We start from the raw sequence: 16,264 nt of genomic DNA, 5'->3' as shown, positions 1-16,264 counted from the left end.
CGATCGTGCTGTCGACCCTGGCGGTCTTCATGGAGCTGCGCCTGCGCCCGTTCCCCGGCCTGACGCTGGCGGAGGCGGCCTCCGGGCCGTACACGCTGACGATGCTGAGCTGGATCGGCCTGATCACGCTCCCGTTCGTGCTGGTCTACCAGGGGTGGACGTACTGGGTGTTCAGGAAGCGCGTCCGGGTGGAGGGCACCCTCCTCACGCACGGCTAGGTGACAGGGGCGCCGCCGAGGTAGAGGCGGCCGAGCCGGGGATCGGCGGCCAGCTCGCGGGCGGGGCCGGAGATGTGGACCCGGCCGAGGTCGAGCACGCAGCCGACGTCGGCCATCTCCAGCGCCCGGCGCGCGTTCTGCTCCACCAGCAGCACGGCGACGCCCGTACGGCGCATCAGGTCGATCTGGTCGAAGACCACCTGCGTGTTACGCGGGTCGAGCCCCATCGACGGCTCGTCCAGCAGCACCACGGAGGGCTCCAGCATGAGCGCCCGCGCGAACTCCACCTGCTTCTGCTGCCCGCCCGACAGCAGCCCGGCCATGCTCCCCCACCGCTCGCCCACCACGGGGAACAGCTCCTTGACCGCCTCCATCCGGGCCTGGAGCTTCGAGGAGTCGCGCACGGTGAAGCCGCCGAGCCGCACGTTCTCGGCCACGGTCATCTCGCGGAACACGCTGTGCCCCTGCAGCACGTGGGCGAGCCCGCGCCCGAGCAGGCGCTGCGGCGACAGGCCCGTCACGTCCTGGCCGGCCAGCAGGACCCGCCCCGACCGGGGCGCGAGCAGCCCGCTGGCGACCTTGAGCGCGGTGGACTTGCCCGCGCCGTTCGGCCCCACCAGGCAGACGACCTCGCCGGCGCGCACGGTGACGGTCAGGCCGCGCAGCACCGGCGCGGCCCTGCCGTAGCCTGCCTCGACGTCTTCCAGTGCCAGGACGGTCTCAGACACCGAGGTACGCCTCCAGAACGCGCGGGTCGTCCCGCACCTCGGCGGGCGGGCCCGCCGCGATCGGCGCTCCCCGGTCGAAGACGATCACGTGGTCGCACATGCCCATCACCATGTCCATGTTGTGCTCGACGACGAGGAACGTACGGCCCTCCGCGTTGAGGTCGCGTACGAGCGAGACGATCCGGTCGATCAGCGCCGGGTTGACCCCGCCCGCCGGCTCGTCCAGCAGCACCAGCTCGGGCTCGGCCATGAGGACGGCGGCCAGCTCCAGCAGCTTCTGCTGGCCGTAGGACAGGTCGCGGGCCTCGGCGTCCTCCAGGTGCTCGATGCCCATGCGCCGCAGCCAGTGCCGGGCCCGCTCGACCTCGCCCTGGTCCCGCAGCCCGGCCAGCAGCTCGCGCAGGCGGGTGCGGCGGACGGCGACCAGCATGTTCTCCAGCACGGTCAGGCGCGGGAAGACGCGGCAGAGCTGGAAGGTGCGGCCGATGCCGGCGTGCGCGATGCGGTGCGGCGAGTGGCGGGTGATGTCGCGGTCGCGGTAGAGCACCCGGCCGGAGTCCGGCTTGATCATGCCGGTGACGATGTTGAAGAACGTGGTCTTGCCGGAGCCGTTGGGCCCGATCAGGCCGTTGATCCTGCCCTCCTGGAGCTCGACGCTCGCGCCGTCCACGGCGAGCACCCCGCCGAACGCCCTGGTCAGTCCCTCGGTGCGCAGCGAGCTCATCGGGCCACCCCCTGGAGGCGTTGTTCGGCCGTCTCGTCCGGGATGGAGGGCCCGGCGCGCCTCCTGGTGAGCCGGGCGAGGATGCCGTCCGGCATGAACAGCACGACCAGCACGAGCAGCAGGCCCGTCGCGGTCAGGTGGATCTGCGTCTCACCCAGCGCGATCAGGAAGTACTCGCCCGCCGGGGCCACGATGAGCGCCCCGAGCAGCGGCCCGAACAGGTGCCTGACCCCGCCGAGCAGGCTCATCAGCACCATGTACGACCCGATGAGGATGGAGAAGACGAAGATCGGGTCGAGGCTGCCGAACCAGACCGCGTAGAGCCCTCCGGCGAGCGACACGAACAGGGCCGACAGAGCGAAGGCCGTCACCTTGTACGCCCCCGTCGGCACCCCCAGGGACTCGGCCTTGTCCTCGTCCTCCCTGATCGCCCGCAGGCCGGCGCCGAACCGGGAGCGCGAGACGTACCACCAGGACAGCAGCGCGAGCCCGAGCAGCGCCAGGAACAGGTAGAAGAACACGATGTGCGTCTGCCCCCGGTGCAGGTCGGGGAAGGGCGAGGGGATCTGCAGCCCGGTGGAGCCGCCGGTGAGCGAGCGCCAGCCCTGCACGACGAGGTTCATCATCGACACGAGCGCGATCGACACGATCACGAACGACGCGCCGCGCACCCGCACGGCCGCGACGCCGACGAACACGGCGAACGCCGTCACGGCGACAGCCGACATCAGCAGGGCCGCGACCCACGGCACGCCCAGGCGGACGATCAGCAGGCCGGTCCCGTACGCGCCGAGGCCGAAGAACGCCGAGTGGCCGAGGGAGACGTATCCGGTGAAACCGCCCAGCAGGTTCCAGGACGTGGACATGGCGGCGTACATGACGGTCAGCGCGCCCGCGTACACGAGGTAGTAGTTGGGGACCAGCCACGGATAGGCCAGCGCCAGGCTGGCGACCAGCAGCGGGATGCCTCTAGAAGCGATGCGCAAGGCGGCCTCCGAAGAACCCCTGGGGGCGCGCGAGCAGCGTCAGGAAGAGGAAGACGTAGAACATCATCGTGGCCCAGGTGGCGTCCACGGTCACCAGCACGAGGCCCTCGACCACGCCGAGCAGGACGGCCGCCAGCGCCGCGCCGATCACGCTCCCCAGCCCTCCGACCACGATGATGGCCATGAGCTTGCCGATCCACACCCAGTGCGAGGCGGGGAAGAACGGCGTGATGAGCGCCAGCACGGTGCCGCCGACGGCCGCGGTGGCGAGGCCGACGCCGAAGCCGTACCCGGCGACCCGCTCGGTCTGGACGCCGACCAGCCGGGCGGCCTCCCGGTGCTGGATGGTGGCCCGCAGCGCCTGCCCGAACCGGCTCCTCACCAGCACCGCGAACAGCACCGCGAGGGTGAGCGCCGCGACGAAGAAGGCGATGATCTTGTCGTACGGGAGGTGCACGCCGCCGATCGTCAGCGACTTGGTCGCGTACTCCATGCTGACCGACTTGTAGGACCCGGTGTAGATCGTCCCGAGCAGCCCCTCGATCGTCAGCGCAATCCCGAACGTCAGCAGCACCGACATCATCGCCAGGTTGTCCGGCGCCAGCCGCGCGACGAGCAGCCGCTGCACCGCCACGCCCAGCGCGAAGAAGAGCGGCACGGTGACGGGCAGCGCCAGGAACGGGTCCACGCCGAACGTCGTGTGCACGGTGTAGGTCAGATAGGCGGCCAGGAACAGGAACGCGGGGTGGGCCACCATGACCACCCGCATCACCCCGAAGTACAGCGACAGGCCGGAGGCCAGCAGCGCGTAGAGGCCTCCGGTCAGCACGCCCAGGGCCAGCCCCTGCAGGAGCAGGCTCACCATGGTTTCTTCGGGTAGACGAGGTCGGCCGTCTTGGCCTGCTCGGGGAGCACGATCTCGACCTTTCCGCCGACGTACTGCTGGATCATGTGCGCCTGTTCGGGCCTGCCCTGGTCGTCGAAGGAGAGCTTGCCCACGACCGTGTCGAACGTGCCCTGCCTGATGTGGTCGGCCAGCTTGTCCTGGCACTCCTTGGTGGCGTCGACGCACTTGGCGGCGTTCACGGCGGCCTCGACGACCTGGCCGACGGTGAAGCCGTTGGCGGTGTCCTCGTTCGCCTCGCCGTTGAACATCTCCTTGTGGCGTTTGATCATCTCCTGGTTGCCGGTGAAGGTGGCCGTGGCCGACCAGCCGACGGGCGAGATGATGCTCTCGGCCGCCCCCTTCACCGCGGCGGGGAACTCCGGCTCCGTCGGCCCCGTCGAGAACGCCGCCAGCTTGGGCTGCACCTTCAGCTCCTGCAGCGCGCGCACCAGGCCCACGGAGTCCTCGAACTGCGTGCCGCCCACCACGATGTCCGGCTTGGCCGCGGCGATCTTGGCGGCGATGGGCGAGAAGTCGGTGGTCTCGGGCGGGTAGACCTCGTCCACGACCGTCTTGATCCCGGCCGCGGCCAGCTTGTCCCGCAGCCCGTACGCGGTGCCCTGCGCGAACGGGTCGTCCAGGCTCGCGTACGCCGCCGTCTTCGGCCGCTTGTCGGCCGGCAGCTTGATGATGTAGTCGGCCAGGTAGTTGTAGTGGTCGCTCGCGATCGCCGGCGCCGCGTAGAACAGCCGCTTGAAGCCCTGCTCGAAGACCTCCTTGGCGGCCCCGGCCGGCTCCACGAACAGCATGTTGTACGACTCCGCGACCTTCGCCGCGGGGATCACCAGCCGCGACGAGAACGGTCCGAAGACCAGGTTGACCTTGTCCTGGGTGATGAGCGACTCGTAGTCGGAGCTGACCCGGTTGGGGTCGGAGGCGTCGTCGCGGAAGATCAGCTCGACCTTCCTGCCCAGCAGGCCGCCCTTGGCGTTCACCCGGTCGGCCCAGACCTGGTAGCCGTCCTTGATGCCGTTGCCGGGCTCGGCGAAGTCGCCCGTGAGCGGAAGGGAGATGCCGATCTTGACTGGACCCTGCTGCTGCCCCGCCGGCTGAGCCGTCCCCGGCTCGTCGGTCTTGGCGCAGGCGGTCAGGGCCAAAGCGCACATCGAAGTGATCGTCAGGCTCTTGAGAACTCTTGCCATCGAGGAAATCCCCCGTCAGAAGAGGCGCCACGAAAGCGCTTACGTAAGCGCTTTCGGTTACGATTACACGAGATCCAGCCCCGGACAAGGGGGGTTCTCAGCGCATGACCGAGCGATCCCATCCACCCCGCCTCGTCGACGTGGCCAAGGCCGCGGGGGTCTCGCTGGCCACGGCCTCCCGGGCCCTGACGGGCAGCAGCGGCGTGAGCGCCGAGGTCGCCGCCCACGTCCAGGCGGTCGCGTCCCAGGTCGGCTACGTGCCCAACAGCCACGCGCGGGCCCTGGCCGGCGGGCAGGCGTCCATGGTCGGGCTGATCGTCCACGACGTCGGCGACCCCTACTTCGGCGAGATCGCCAGGGGCGTGCTGCGCGAGACCGAGAGCCGCGGCTACATGGCGCTCATCAGCCAGACCGAGCGCGACCCGCGTGCCGAGCTGGCCCGGGTCCGGGCGTTGCGCGCGCACCGCGTGACCTCGATCGTGCTGGCCGGATCCGGCTACGTCGATGCGGCGACCGAGGCCGACATCGCCACCGAGGTGCGCTCGTTCACGGCGGCGGGCGGCCGGGTGGCCGTCATCGGCCGCCACCACCTGCCGGTGGACGCCGTGCTGCCCGACAACGCAGCCGGCGGCTCCACGCTCATGCACCACCTGCTCGACCTGGGCCACCGCCGCCTCGGCGTGCTCGGCGGCCCGGCCAACCTGACCACGGTGGAAGACCGGCTGGCCGGGCTGCGGGCGGCGCTGGCCGCTGCCGGGCTCGACTGGCGCTCGTTCCCCGTCGTGCACGGCGACTTCACCAGGGAGGGCGGCGCGGCCGCCACGGCCCGGCTGATGCGGGCCCACCCCGACCTGACGGCGGTGGTCGCGCTCAACGACCCGATGGCGGTGGGCGCACTGTCGTGGCTGCTCAACAACGGGCGCAGGGTGCCCGGGGAGATCTCGGTGGCCGGGTTCGACGACGTGCCGGTGGCGCGCGACGTCTATCCGGCGCTCACCACGATCAGGCTGCCCATGGTCGAGATGGGCAAGCAAGCGCTTGAGCTAGTTCTCAAGCCGCCCGCCTCGCGCCCGCGCCGCCGCCGCACCGCGCACGAGCTGGTCGTACGCGCCTCCACGGCCCCACCGCCGCCTTGACACCGGCTCACCGACCCTCTTGACAGCCGGATCTTCCGGGTTAGTTTCTTTACGGAAGCGCTTTCGGAAGCGCTTACGTTGAGCCATCCGGCGAGAGGATCCTGGATGTCAGCCTTTCGCACCCTCCTCCTGACGGCCGTGCTCGCGCTGGCCGTACCGATCCCCGCGCAGGCCGCCACCGCCACAGACGCACCGGACTGCGGCCCCGGCCAGGCCAAGGTGAAGCACGTCAACGACGGGCGCAACTGGGCTCCGGTGACGCCCGCCAAGTGGCAGTTCCCCGGCGACCAGGTGATCCTCGCCGAGGCCGGCGTCGCCCGCCCGGGCCCGCGCCGGCCCTTCGAGTACGCGGTGCTGAAGACGGGCCCCGAGTTCGGCTCGGTGCGGATCGACGCGCAGGTCCGCCTGGACACCCCGACCAGCGTCAGCAACCGCGACGTGATCATCGTGTTCGGCTACCGCTCGGACACGGAGTTCTACTACGTCCACCTCTCGCAGGACAACACCATCTACCCGCACAACGGGATCTTCGTCGTCAACAACGCGGACCGCCTGCGCATCGACGACCAGTGGAACGGCCAGGTGGGCGCGCCGCCCGCGGTCACCGACACGGCGTGGCACCGCGTCCGCGTCACCCACTGCGCCGAGACCGGCCGCATCGCGGTCTACATGGACGGCGCCACCACGCCGCTGATCACGGCCACCGACCGCACGTTCGCGTCGGGCCGGGTCGGCTTCGGCTCTTTCGACAACATCGGCAGGATGCGCGACATGACCGTCAAGGGCACCCCTGCCTGCGACGGCGCCGATCAATAGCCCTCGACTCCCCTGGTGGTGAACAGGTATGCCGAAAACCCTCCGGTGCCTGATCGCCGCGGTGCTGGTGACCGCGTTATGCGCGCCGCCGGCAGCCGCGCAGGCCGACCCGACCCCCGTCGACGACCCCATCCCCGAGAAGCCGACCGCCTCGGGGCTGACGCTGACGCTGGAGGAGTTCGCCTCGTTCCCTAAGACGGAGACGACTCCCGAGCCGACCGACGCCCGCCTGGTCCGCTGGGCGAGGATCAACTACCTGGGCGAGCTCCCCGACGGCTCGCGCCGCCTGTTCGTCAACGACCTCAACGGCAAGCTCTACTTCCTCGACAAGGGCCAGCCGCGCGAATACCTGGACGTCGGCGCCACCTTCGCGCCCGACTTCGTCTCCGGACGCGGCCTGGGCAGCGGGTTCGGCTTCGCCGCCTTCCACCCCGAATTCGCCAGGAACGGCAAGTTCTACACCGTGCACACCGAGTGGGGCAACGCGCTGACCACGAAGACCCCCGACCTGACGCCGCAGCCCAGCACCAGGTTCCACGGCGTCATCACCGAGTGGACGGCCACCGACCCGAAGGCGAACGTCTTCTCCGGCACCCGCAGGGAGGTGCTGCGGCTCGGCTTCAGCGGCCAGATCCACGGCATCCAGCAGATCGACTTCAACCCGACGGCCCGCAAGGGCGACAAGGACTACGGCCTGCTGTACGTCGCCGCCGGTGACGGCGCCCGCGGCGTGTCCAGCGACGACCCGCAGAACCTGGCCATCCCGCAGGGCAAGATCCTCAGGATCGACCCGGCCGGCACGAACGGCGCCAACGGCAGGTACGGCATCCCCGCCGCCAACCCGTTCGCCGGCCAGGCCGGCAAGCTCGGCGAGATCTACGCGTACGGCATGCGCGACCCGCACCGCTTCAGCTGGGACCCGCAGGCCGGCAACCGGCTGTTCCTCGGCCACATCGGCGAGCACGCCATCGAGGCCATCTACGACGTCGGCGCCGGCGACAACCTGGGCTGGAGCGAGCGCGAGGGCTCGTTCGTGTTCAACAAGTCCGACCGCTGCCACCTCTACACGCTGCCGGACGACGACGCGCAGTACGGCTACACCTACCCGGTGGCCGCCTACGACCACGACCCGCCGCCCGGACACTCCTGCACCTCCGACAGCGGCCACGCCGTCACCGGCGGGTTCGTCTACCGCGGGCAGAAGCTGCCGCCGCTGTACGGCAAGTACCTGTTCGGCGACATCGTGGACGGTCAGGTCTTCTTCACCGTCGCCTCCGAGATGGACGAGCGCACCGGCCGCCGGGCCACGATCCACAAGCCGCGGCTGGTGGACGCGTCCGGCAGGCAGCTGACCATGCAGGACCTGGCCGGGAGCACCCGCGTGGACCTGCGCTTCGGCCGGGACGGCGCGGGCGAGCTCTACGTGCTGTCCAAGGCGAACGGGAAGATCTGGAAGATCACCAAGGCCGGCTGGACCCCGCCGAACGTGCTGCCGACCCTGCGTGACCACGTGGTGGCCGCGTACGACTTCGAGCACCCGCTGCCCGCCGACCCGGCCCAGGAGCAGGACCAGGGCCTGTCCGGCACGAACATCACGCTGGTCAACGGCGGCGCCGCCATGCGCGTGGCCGACCAGGCCTACCGGGGCAGCACGTACGCGCTGCAGACCCGCCAGGTCGATCCGGCCACGACCGGCAACGACGACTGGAAGGCCGGCGTCTACGGCGCGGACGGCGTGCCGACGCTGCGCGCGTTCAACGGCGTCAAGGGCGCGACCGTCATGGGCTGGTTCAAGATGCTGGGCGACGGCCCGGCGCCCAACTCCAACACCGAGGACCCGGCCGACTTCTTCAACGCGATCGGCCTGGCCGGGGTGCTCAGCGGCAACTCCCAGGGGCACGACGTCCGGGCCCTGCTCGAGCTCATCACGGTGAACGGCGAGATGAGGGTCGTGGCGCTCGCCCGGCGGGTGGACGGCAGCGCCTCCCAGACGTTCGCCGCGAACAAGCCCTGGCGGGAGGTGCTGCCTCGGGACCAGTGGGTGTTCCTGGCCGCGACGTTCGACTTCGACAAGGGGACGATGAAGCTCTACAGGAACGGCCGCCCGCTCGACGGGTTCTACTCGGTCACCGGCGACCCGTGGGGCGTCGAAGGGGACCCCGAGCCGGACGTCACCTCGGCGACGGACCCGAGAGGCATCAAGATCGGCGGAAGCTATCCGCAGAACACCAGGGAGCAGAACCCCTGCGACTGCCGGATGGACGGCCTGATGTTCCTGGACCGCGTCGCGGCCCCGGCCGAGGTCTGGGCCCAGTACGAGCTGCTGAAGCTCCGCTAGCCGATGGTCTTCATCTGCTTCGTACGGTGATCAGTGAGGTGGAGGTCGCCGCCGAGCCGCTCCTTCAGCAGGTCGAGCACCTTGCGACTGGACAGCACGGTCCAGAGGTTGCCGACCAGGTGGGGGTTGTACTCGGGGGCGGCGTCCATCCAGGCGTCCTTGCCCGCCTGCGTCTTGAACGTCGTGACGAAGAACTCGCCATCGGGGGTCTTGCAGTAGCCGGTGCGGATCTCGGCGGCGTTGACCTGCATCTTCGGCTTGCAGCCGACCTTGGCCGAGAGCTGCTCGACGGTGAGGGGGGCGGCGTGGCCCTGCTTTCCTGCTGCTGCGACATAGCCGCCTCCGCTCCCTGAGGAGCATCCGGCGACCAGTCCGGCCAGCAGCGCGAAAGCGGCCAGACGTGGAAGTGTCGTCATGTGCGAAGGTACGCGGGCCCACCAGCCCCGGTTCACCTCATACCGATTGGTTACTTCGGTGGCGCAGGCGTCTGGGAGACCCTGTGGTCCATCAGGTGCAGATCGCCGCTGAGCGGCTCCTTGAGCTGCTCCAGCACCGGGAGCGGGCCCAGGACGGTCCACTGCGGGCCGACCAGGTGCGGGTTGTACTCCGGCGCCCGGTCCATCCACTCGTCCTTGAGCTTCTCGCTGGCGAACGTGTTGACGAAGAACTGACCCGCCTTGGTCTTGCAGTAGCCGGTGCGGAGGTCGGAGGCCTCCACCTGCATCTTCGGCTTGCAGCCGACCTTGGCGGAGAGTTGCTCGACGGTGAGGATTGCGGCTGGTTTCTGCGTTTCGCCCGCTGCGACGTAGTCGCCCCAGCCCCCTGAGGAGCATCCGGCGACCAGTCCGGCCAGCAGCGCGAAAGCGGCCAGACGTGGAAATGTCGTCATGTGCGGAGGTACGCACCCTCGATCACCCCGGTTCACCCCGAATCAGCCCAAACCTGAGCGATTCCATCAGCGCAGGATGACGCAGCCCTGATCGCGGAGCCGTCGCAGCACCTCAGGCTCGCCGTCGAGCTTGTTCCACCGCAGGTCGAGCTTCTCCAGCGGGGGCAGGCTCGCGGGCAGCTCACGCAGCCGGTTGTTGCGCAGGTCGAGGTGCCTGAGCCCGGGCGGCAGGCGGTCCGGGAGCTCGCGGATGTGGTTGTTGCGCAGGTCGAGCACGCGCAGCTCGCCCAGCTCGGCGATGGAGGCGGGCAGCCGGGTCAGCCGGTTGCCCTGCGCGTGCAGCTCCCGCAGCCCGGCCAGGCCGCCGATGGCCTCGGGCAGGGACTCCAGCCGGTTGTTGTAGAGGCGCAGCTCCACCAGCGCGGCCATCCGCCCCAGCGACTCGGGCAGCCGGGTGAGCCGGTTGTCGGTGAGGTTGAGGTAGGCGAGCCGGTCCAGCCGCCCGATCGCCTCCGGCACCTGGGTGAACCGGTTGTCGCTCAGGTAGAGGTAGTCGGTCAGGTCCAGGTCGCCCAGCTCGGGCGGGACGGAGTCGAGCCGGTTGTGGCCGAGGTCCAGCATGCGCAGCCGGGTCAGCCCGCCGATCGCGGCCGGGACCTCGGTGAGCGCGTTCTCGGCGAGGTTGAGGGATTCGAGGCCGGTCAGCTTCCAGAGCGAGCCGGGCACCTCGGTCAGCCCGTTGCCACCCGCCGCGAGGTGCCGCAGGGCGGGGCTCAGCCGGTCGGGGATCGCGCCGACGCGGTTGCCGTACAGGAAGAGCACCTCCAGGCGCGGCGGGCAGCCCGGGAAGGACGTCAGCTCGTTGCCGTCCAGGTGCAGCGCCCGCAGCGCGGTGAGCCCCGACAGGGCGGGCAGCGAGCGCAGCCGGTTGCCGTCGAGCCTGAGCTCCTCCAGCGCGGTGAGCCCGGCCACCCAGGCGGGCACCTCGGCGAGGTCGTTCCAGGCCAGGTCGATCAGGCGGACGTCGGCGGGAACGGCCGGGAATTCGGTCAGACCGGAAGCGGGCGCACGCATGGCGCCGATCATCCCACGGCGCGGGTCATCGGTCGGCGCGGATCATCGTGCAGCGGGCCATCGGTCGGTGGTCATCGGTCGGTGGTCATCGGTCGGTGGTCATCGGTCGGTGGCGCGCAGGTCGAAGAGCTCGGACGGGGAGATCGGCATGCGGTCGATCTCGATGCCCTCGGCGTCCTCGATGGCCGAGGCGATCACCGCGGAGACGGGGATCACGCCGGCCTCGCCGGCGCCCTTGACGCCGAGCGGGTTGAGCGGCGACGGCGTCTCCAGGTGGGCGGTCTCGACATGGGGGATCTCGGTGGCGTACGGCATGAGGAAGTCCATGAAGGAGGCGTTGACGAGCTGGCCGTGCGAGTCGTACACCATGCGCTCGTAGAGCGCCCCGCCGATGCCCTGCGCCACTCCCCCGTGGATCTGGCCCTCCACGATCATCGGATTGATCAGCCGGCCGCAGTCGTGCACGACCGCGTAGCGCACCACCTTGATCTCGGCCGTGTCCGGGTCGGTCTCGACGATCGCCGCGTGCATGCCCGACGCGAACGTGGACCTGATCGGCGAGTAGTAGTCGCGCCCCTCCAGCCCCGGCTCCTCGCCCTCGGCGACCGGCGGCCGGTCGGGCGACGCGGTGCCGGAGAACTGGGTGGCCTTGGCCGTCTCGTCGTCGAAGGCGTAGCGCAGCGGGTTGGCCAGCACCGCCACCGTGGACAGCGGGATGGACGCGCTCGGCGTGCCGGCCACGTGCACCATGCCGTCGGTGATCTCCAGGTCTGCCGGGTCGGCCTCCAGCGCGTCGGCCGCGATCCGCAGCGCCTTGTCGCGTACTTTCCGGCAGGCCAGCGCGATGGCGTTGCCGCTGACGACGGCCGCCCGCGAGGCGAAGGTGCCGACGGCGTAGCCGAACCTGCGGGTGTCGCCGGTGACCACGCTCACCCGTTCGATGGGCACGCCCAGCTCGGTGGCGACGATCTGCGCGAAGGCCGTCTCGTGCCCCTGCCCCTGCGAGGTGAGCCCGGTGGACACGTGCACCCGCCCGTCGGAGGTCACCTGCACGTGCCCGCCCTCGTACGGCCCCACGCCGGTGCCCTCGACGTAGCACCCGACGCCGATGCCCCTGCCGGGCCGCGCCTCGAAGGAGTCCCAGCCGATCAGCTCCTTGATCATGCGGAGCATCTCGGGATAGTCGCCGCTGTCGTAGATCAGCGGCCGGCCGTCCTGGAACGTCATCCCCTGGTCGTACGGGAACTCGTCGGGCCCGATGAAGTTGACCTCGCGTACTTCGGTGCGGTCCTTGCCCAGGTAGCGGGCGATCTTGTCCATGGTCCGCTCCATGCAGAACACGCCCTGCGGCCTGCCGGCCCCCCGGTAGGGGGTGACCTGCACGGTGTTGGTGTAGACGGCGGTGAACTCGACCCGGTACGCCCCGATCTTGTACGGCCCCAGGAGCTGCGTGGAGGTGACGATCGGCACGATGATCCCATAGGGGGTGTAGGCGCCGTGGTCGTGCAGGATCGTCACGTCCAGGCCGAGCACGCGGCCGTCGTCGTCGAAGCCGACCCGTACGTACTGGACCTGGCCGCGCTCGTGGGCCGAGGAGATGAAGTGCTCCCTGCGGTCCTCCGTCCACTTGATCTCGCGCCCGAGCGTCATGGCGGCCCACGGCACCAGCACCTCCTCGGGCCACGGGTGCACGATCTTCACCCCGAAGCCGCCGCCCACGTCGGGCGCGATCACCTCGACCTGCGGCAGCGGCAGCTCCAGCGCGGCGGCGACGGCCATGCGGACGCTGGTGGAGGTCTGGGTGCTGGAGTAGACGCGCAGGTCCCGGCCGTCCCACCGGGCGTACACGCCGCGCCCCTCCAGCGGCATGCTGGCGCTGCGCTCGATGTCGAGCCGGAAGGCCAGCGTGTGCGGCGCGGTCTCGATCGCCTCGCGCGCGCCGCGCCCGTCCGTCCCCGCGACCTCCTGGACGAGGTGCGCGCCGACGTTGCCCGGCACGTCCTCGTGCACGAGCTGGGCGCCCTGCACGGCCTCCTCCAGGCCGACGACCGGCTTGAGGGGCTCGTAGTCGACCTCGATGAGCGCGCAGGCGTCCTCTGCGGCGTACCTGTCCGCCGCCACGACCATGACCACCGGCTCGCCGACGTGCCTGACGACGTCCCTGGCCAGCGGGTACGCGGTGCGCCCGTGGGTGAGCGCCGGGTGCGGGATCAGCAGCGGCAGCGGCCGGCCGACCCGTCCGGGGAGGTCCTCCCAGGTGTAGATGGCGACGAGCCCTTCGACGTCGAGCGCGGGGCCCACGTCGATGTCACGGATGCGGGCGTGCGCGTGCGGCGAGCGCACGAACGCGGCGGCCAGCGCGTCGGGGCCGAGGTCGTCGAGGTAGCGGCCCCGGCCGGTGAGCAGCCTGGGATCCTCCCGCCGCTGCACGGGCTCCCCGAACAGCCTCGTCGTCATGCTTCCTCCGCCAGCAGCTCGGCGGCCCGGTGGACGGCCTTGACGATGTTCTGGTAGCCGGTGCACCGGCACAGGTTGCCCGAGATGCCCTCCAGCACCTCGTCGTCCGTGGGGGTGGGGTTGTCCCGCAGCAGGGCGGTCACCGTACACAGGAACCCCGGCGTGCAGAACCCGCACTGCAACCCATGGCACTCGGCAAAAGCCCGCTGGACTGCGCTCATGGCCTCACTCCGTGAGGCGGGCTCGGTCGCCCTGGTGCCGTCGCAAGCCAGCCCCTCGACGGTGGTGATCTCGGACCCGTCCACGCTGACCGCGAACGTCAGGCACGACCGGATCGGCTCCCCGTCGAGCAGCACGGTGCAGCAGCCGCAGACGCCGTGCTCGCAGCCGACGTGGGTGCCGGTCAGGCCGAGGTCGTGGCGCAGGCAGTCGGACAGCAGGCGTCTGGCGGGCACGCCGACCCGCCTGGCCGTGCCGTTCACGACGAGCGTGATCTCATGCTCCACGATCCCCTGCCTCCCTGGTCGCGTTCCGTACGCCCCGCTCGGCCAGCACGCCCACGAGGTGGCGGCGGTAGGCGGCCGAGGCGTGGATGTCGCCCTCGGGCTCGACCCGGTCCCGTACGATCCGCGCCGCGTCCGCGGGGCTCTCCGTCACGTCCACGACGATCGGCACGGGGCCGACGCCGATGCAGGCGAGCCTGGCGGCCTCAACCGCGCCGTCCTCGTCGAGCGTGACGACGGCGCAGACGCCGGCCAGGGCGTAGTCGCCGTGCCGCCGGGCCACCTCCTCGAAGGCTGCCCCGGTACGCGGACCCAATGCCGGGAAATATGCCGACACGGCCAGCTCGCCCGGCTGGACCGCCGACTCCATGGGCCCGACGAAGAACTCCTCGGCGCCCACGTCGCGTACCTGCCCCTGCCGGGCCACCCGTACGGAGCCGCCCAGGACGGCCAGCACGGCCGGCAGCTCGGCGGCCGGGTCGGCGTGCACGAGGCTGCCCACCACGGTCCCCCGGTTCCGGATCACCGGGTGGGCGACCAGCCGCAGCGCCCGGCTCAGCAGCGGATGCGCCCCGGCCCGCTCCGCCTGCGAGTGCCGGACCGTCGCCCCCACCCGGACACCGCCCCGCTCCGTCTCCATGGCCGACAGCCCCCGGACGCGGTTGATGTCGACGAGATGCTCGGGAGCGGCCAGCCGCATGTTCAGCATGGGGATCAGGCTCTGCCCTCCGGCCAGCACCTTCCCGCCCACCTCCGCGAGGGTCCGGAGCGCCTCGTCGAGGTCGCGGGGGGCGTGGTACTCGAACGGGGGCGGTTTCACCCGGCCTCGCTCCCGGCCGGCCGGGCGGGTCGTCCGGCGATGGCCCGCAGCAGGTGGTATCCGCCCAGCACCACGATGGTGCCGAGCGCGATCCCCTCAAGGGTGAAGTCGCCGCCGATGAAGTGGCTCACAGGTCCGATGGCCAGGATGATGCCCGCGCCGATCGGAACCATGTTGACGGGGTCGGAGAAGTCGACGCGGTTCTCGATCCAGATCCTGGCGCCGAGGAGGCCGATCATCCCGTACAGGATGACGGTGACCCCGCCCAGCACGCCGCCCGGGGTCGCGGCGACCAGCGCGCCGAACTTGGGGCAGAGCCCGAACAGGATCGCGATGATCGCGGCGATGTAGTAGGCGGCGGTCGAGTAGACCTTGGTGGCCGCCATGACGCCGATGTTCTCGGCGTAGGTGGTGGTGGGCGAGCCGCCGACCGCGCTGGCGACCATGGTGCCCACCCCGTCGGCCATCACCGCCCGTCCCACGTACGGGTCGACGTCCGCCCCTGTCATCTCGCCGACGGCCTTGACGTGCCCGATGTTCTCGGCGATGAGCGCGATGACGGCGGGCAGCACCAGCAGCACGGCGGAGGTCTTGAAGTCGGGGGCGTGGAAGTTCGGCACCCCGAACCAGGGCGCGGACGCCACGGAGTCGAAGTTCACCCGGTCGTGCGGGAAGGCCGTGGCCACGCAGTACGTCCCCTCGGCCGGGCAGCTCGCGCCCGCCGCGTCCCGCAGGTTGGCGCCGGGCAGCACGGACGTGACGGCCCCCGCGGTCTTGTCCAGCACCCACGACAGCACGAACCCCGCGATCAGCCCGACCAGCACCCCGATCCGGCCGACGAACCCCTTGAAGAACACGATCACCAGGAAGGTCACCAGCATGGTGATGAGCGCGACCCAGTGGTCCTGCGGCCAGTAGACGTCCGCCACCACGTACGCCAGCCCGAACCCGATCAGCATGACGACCGCCCCCGTGACCACGGGCGGGAAGACGCGGTGGATGATCTGCACCCCGAGGAAGTGGACGGCCAGCCCGGCCAGCGCCAGCACGAACCCGGCGACCAGGATCGAGCCGGTCACGATCGCGTCCGCGCCGGCCGTGTCACCGCCGTAGGCGGCCCTGATGGCCAGCACCCCGCCGACGAAGGACGCGCTGGTGCCGAGGTAGCTGGGCACCTTCCCCTTCACGATCAGCAGGAACAGGATCGTGGCGACGCCTGACATCATCACGGCGACGTTCGGGTCCAGCCCCATCACCAGGGGGAAGACGAACGTCGCGCCGAACATCGCGATCACGTGCTGCGCCCCGAAGCCCACCATCCTGGGCCAGCTCAGCCGCTCGTCGGGTCTGACCACCTCTCCGGGCGCCAGGTGCTTGCCGTCACCGTGTTTGGTCCATCCCAAAACCATGAGAGCCCCTCTTGTCCTGGGCCGGCGACACGTTCCGTTGCGGGCACATTAGGCCCGTCGTAACGCTCCTACACGGGC

At 70.6% G+C, this 16,264-nt stretch carries 16 protein-coding genes; 4 read left to right on the top strand and 12 right to left on the bottom strand.

Going from position 1 to position 16,264, the window contains the following annotated elements; genetic code table 11:
* A partial coding sequence (locus ACWDX9_RS30105) for a cytochrome d ubiquinol oxidase subunit II (protein ID WP_449959724.1) occupies positions 1-218 on the top strand: 218 nt, incomplete at its 5' end.
* On the opposite strand, the gene ACWDX9_RS30100 is transcribed toward ACWDX9_RS30105, so the two are convergent.
* The 5 genes from ACWDX9_RS30100 to ACWDX9_RS30080 are packed head-to-tail and all read right to left on the bottom strand — an operon-like array spanning position 215 to position 4,744.
* Positions 215-946, bottom strand: a complete 732-nt coding sequence (locus tag ACWDX9_RS30100; protein ID WP_449959722.1) for an ABC transporter ATP-binding protein — start codon at positions 944-946, stop codon at positions 215-217. The genes ACWDX9_RS30105 and ACWDX9_RS30100 overlap by 4 nt on opposite strands.
* Positions 939-1,670, bottom strand: a complete 732-nt coding sequence (locus tag ACWDX9_RS30095; RefSeq protein WP_449959720.1) for an ABC transporter ATP-binding protein — start codon at positions 1,668-1,670, stop codon at positions 939-941. The genes ACWDX9_RS30100 and ACWDX9_RS30095 overlap by 8 nt, the downstream gene beginning before the upstream one ends.
* On the bottom strand, positions 1,667-2,656 hold the full coding sequence (locus ACWDX9_RS30090) for a branched-chain amino acid ABC transporter permease (protein WP_449959718.1): 990 nt from the start codon (positions 2,654-2,656) through the stop codon (positions 1,667-1,669). The genes ACWDX9_RS30095 and ACWDX9_RS30090 overlap by 4 nt, the downstream gene beginning before the upstream one ends.
* Complete coding sequence (locus ACWDX9_RS30085) at positions 2,640-3,521, bottom strand: branched-chain amino acid ABC transporter permease (protein WP_449959716.1); 882 nt, start codon at positions 3,519-3,521, stop codon at positions 2,640-2,642. The genes ACWDX9_RS30090 and ACWDX9_RS30085 overlap by 17 nt, the downstream gene beginning before the upstream one ends.
* Positions 3,515-4,744 carry an amino acid ABC transporter substrate-binding protein gene (locus tag ACWDX9_RS30080; RefSeq protein ID WP_350722598.1) on the bottom strand — a complete coding sequence of 410 codons (1,230 nt, stop codon included), beginning with the start codon at positions 4,742-4,744 and terminating at the stop codon, positions 3,515-3,517. Before ACWDX9_RS30080 ends, ACWDX9_RS30085 begins: the two co-directional genes overlap by 7 nt.
* A gap of 104 nt (positions 4,745-4,848) precedes the next feature.
* Here ACWDX9_RS30080 and ACWDX9_RS30075 point away from each other — a divergent pair, with 104 nt between their 5' ends.
* From ACWDX9_RS30075 to ACWDX9_RS30065, 3 genes are all read left to right on the top strand, one after another.
* Entirely contained in the window at positions 4,849-5,880 is a 1,032-nt protein-coding gene (locus tag ACWDX9_RS30075) for a LacI family DNA-binding transcriptional regulator (protein ID WP_364239443.1), read from the top strand.
* 105 nt (positions 5,881-5,985) lie between these two features.
* A complete protein-coding gene (locus ACWDX9_RS30070) occupies positions 5,986-6,696 on the top strand; it encodes a hypothetical protein (RefSeq protein ID WP_449959713.1) in 711 nt (236 codons plus the stop codon).
* 28 nt (positions 6,697-6,724) lie between these two features.
* Complete coding sequence (locus tag ACWDX9_RS30065) at positions 6,725-9,034, top strand: PQQ-dependent sugar dehydrogenase (RefSeq protein WP_449959711.1); 2,310 nt, start codon at positions 6,725-6,727, stop codon at positions 9,032-9,034.
* Here ACWDX9_RS30065 and ACWDX9_RS30060 read toward each other — a convergent pair.
* From ACWDX9_RS30060 to ACWDX9_RS30030, 7 genes are all read right to left on the bottom strand, one after another.
* The gene (locus ACWDX9_RS30060; RefSeq protein WP_350722604.1) at positions 9,031-9,450 is read right to left on the bottom strand and encodes a hypothetical protein; all 420 of its coding nucleotides are present in this window, start codon (positions 9,448-9,450) and stop codon (positions 9,031-9,033) included. The genes ACWDX9_RS30065 and ACWDX9_RS30060 overlap by 4 nt on opposite strands.
* 50 nt (positions 9,451-9,500) lie before the next feature.
* Entirely contained in the window at positions 9,501-9,923 is a 423-nt protein-coding gene (locus tag ACWDX9_RS30055) for a hypothetical protein (protein WP_350722606.1), read from the bottom strand.
* A 66-nt stretch (positions 9,924-9,989) separates the two neighbouring features.
* Entirely contained in the window at positions 9,990-10,997 is a 1,008-nt protein-coding gene (locus ACWDX9_RS30050) for a leucine-rich repeat domain-containing protein (protein WP_449959709.1), read from the bottom strand.
* A 99-nt stretch (positions 10,998-11,096) separates the two neighbouring features.
* Complete coding sequence (gene cutA, locus ACWDX9_RS30045) at positions 11,097-13,454, bottom strand: aerobic carbon-monoxide dehydrogenase large subunit (RefSeq protein WP_449959707.1); 2,358 nt, start codon at positions 13,452-13,454, stop codon at positions 11,097-11,099.
* Complete coding sequence (locus ACWDX9_RS30040) at positions 13,451-13,960, bottom strand: (2Fe-2S)-binding protein (protein WP_449959705.1); 510 nt, start codon at positions 13,958-13,960, stop codon at positions 13,451-13,453. The genes cutA and ACWDX9_RS30040 overlap by 4 nt, the downstream gene beginning before the upstream one ends.
* On the bottom strand, positions 13,950-14,777 hold the full coding sequence (locus ACWDX9_RS30035; RefSeq protein ID WP_449959703.1) for an FAD binding domain-containing protein: 828 nt from the start codon (positions 14,775-14,777) through the stop codon (positions 13,950-13,952). The genes ACWDX9_RS30040 and ACWDX9_RS30035 overlap by 11 nt, the downstream gene beginning before the upstream one ends.
* Positions 14,774-16,186 carry a uracil-xanthine permease family protein gene (locus tag ACWDX9_RS30030; protein WP_364239456.1) on the bottom strand — a complete coding sequence of 471 codons (1,413 nt, stop codon included), beginning with the start codon at positions 16,184-16,186 and terminating at the stop codon, positions 14,774-14,776. Before ACWDX9_RS30030 ends, ACWDX9_RS30035 begins: the two co-directional genes overlap by 4 nt.
* Positions 16,187-16,264: the final 78 nt, after the last annotated feature.

This window comes from Nonomuraea sp. NPDC003201, assembly GCF_053590415.1.
The sequence above is the reverse complement of the archived record's forward strand: the minus strand, read 5'-3'. Positions and strand labels throughout refer to the sequence as shown.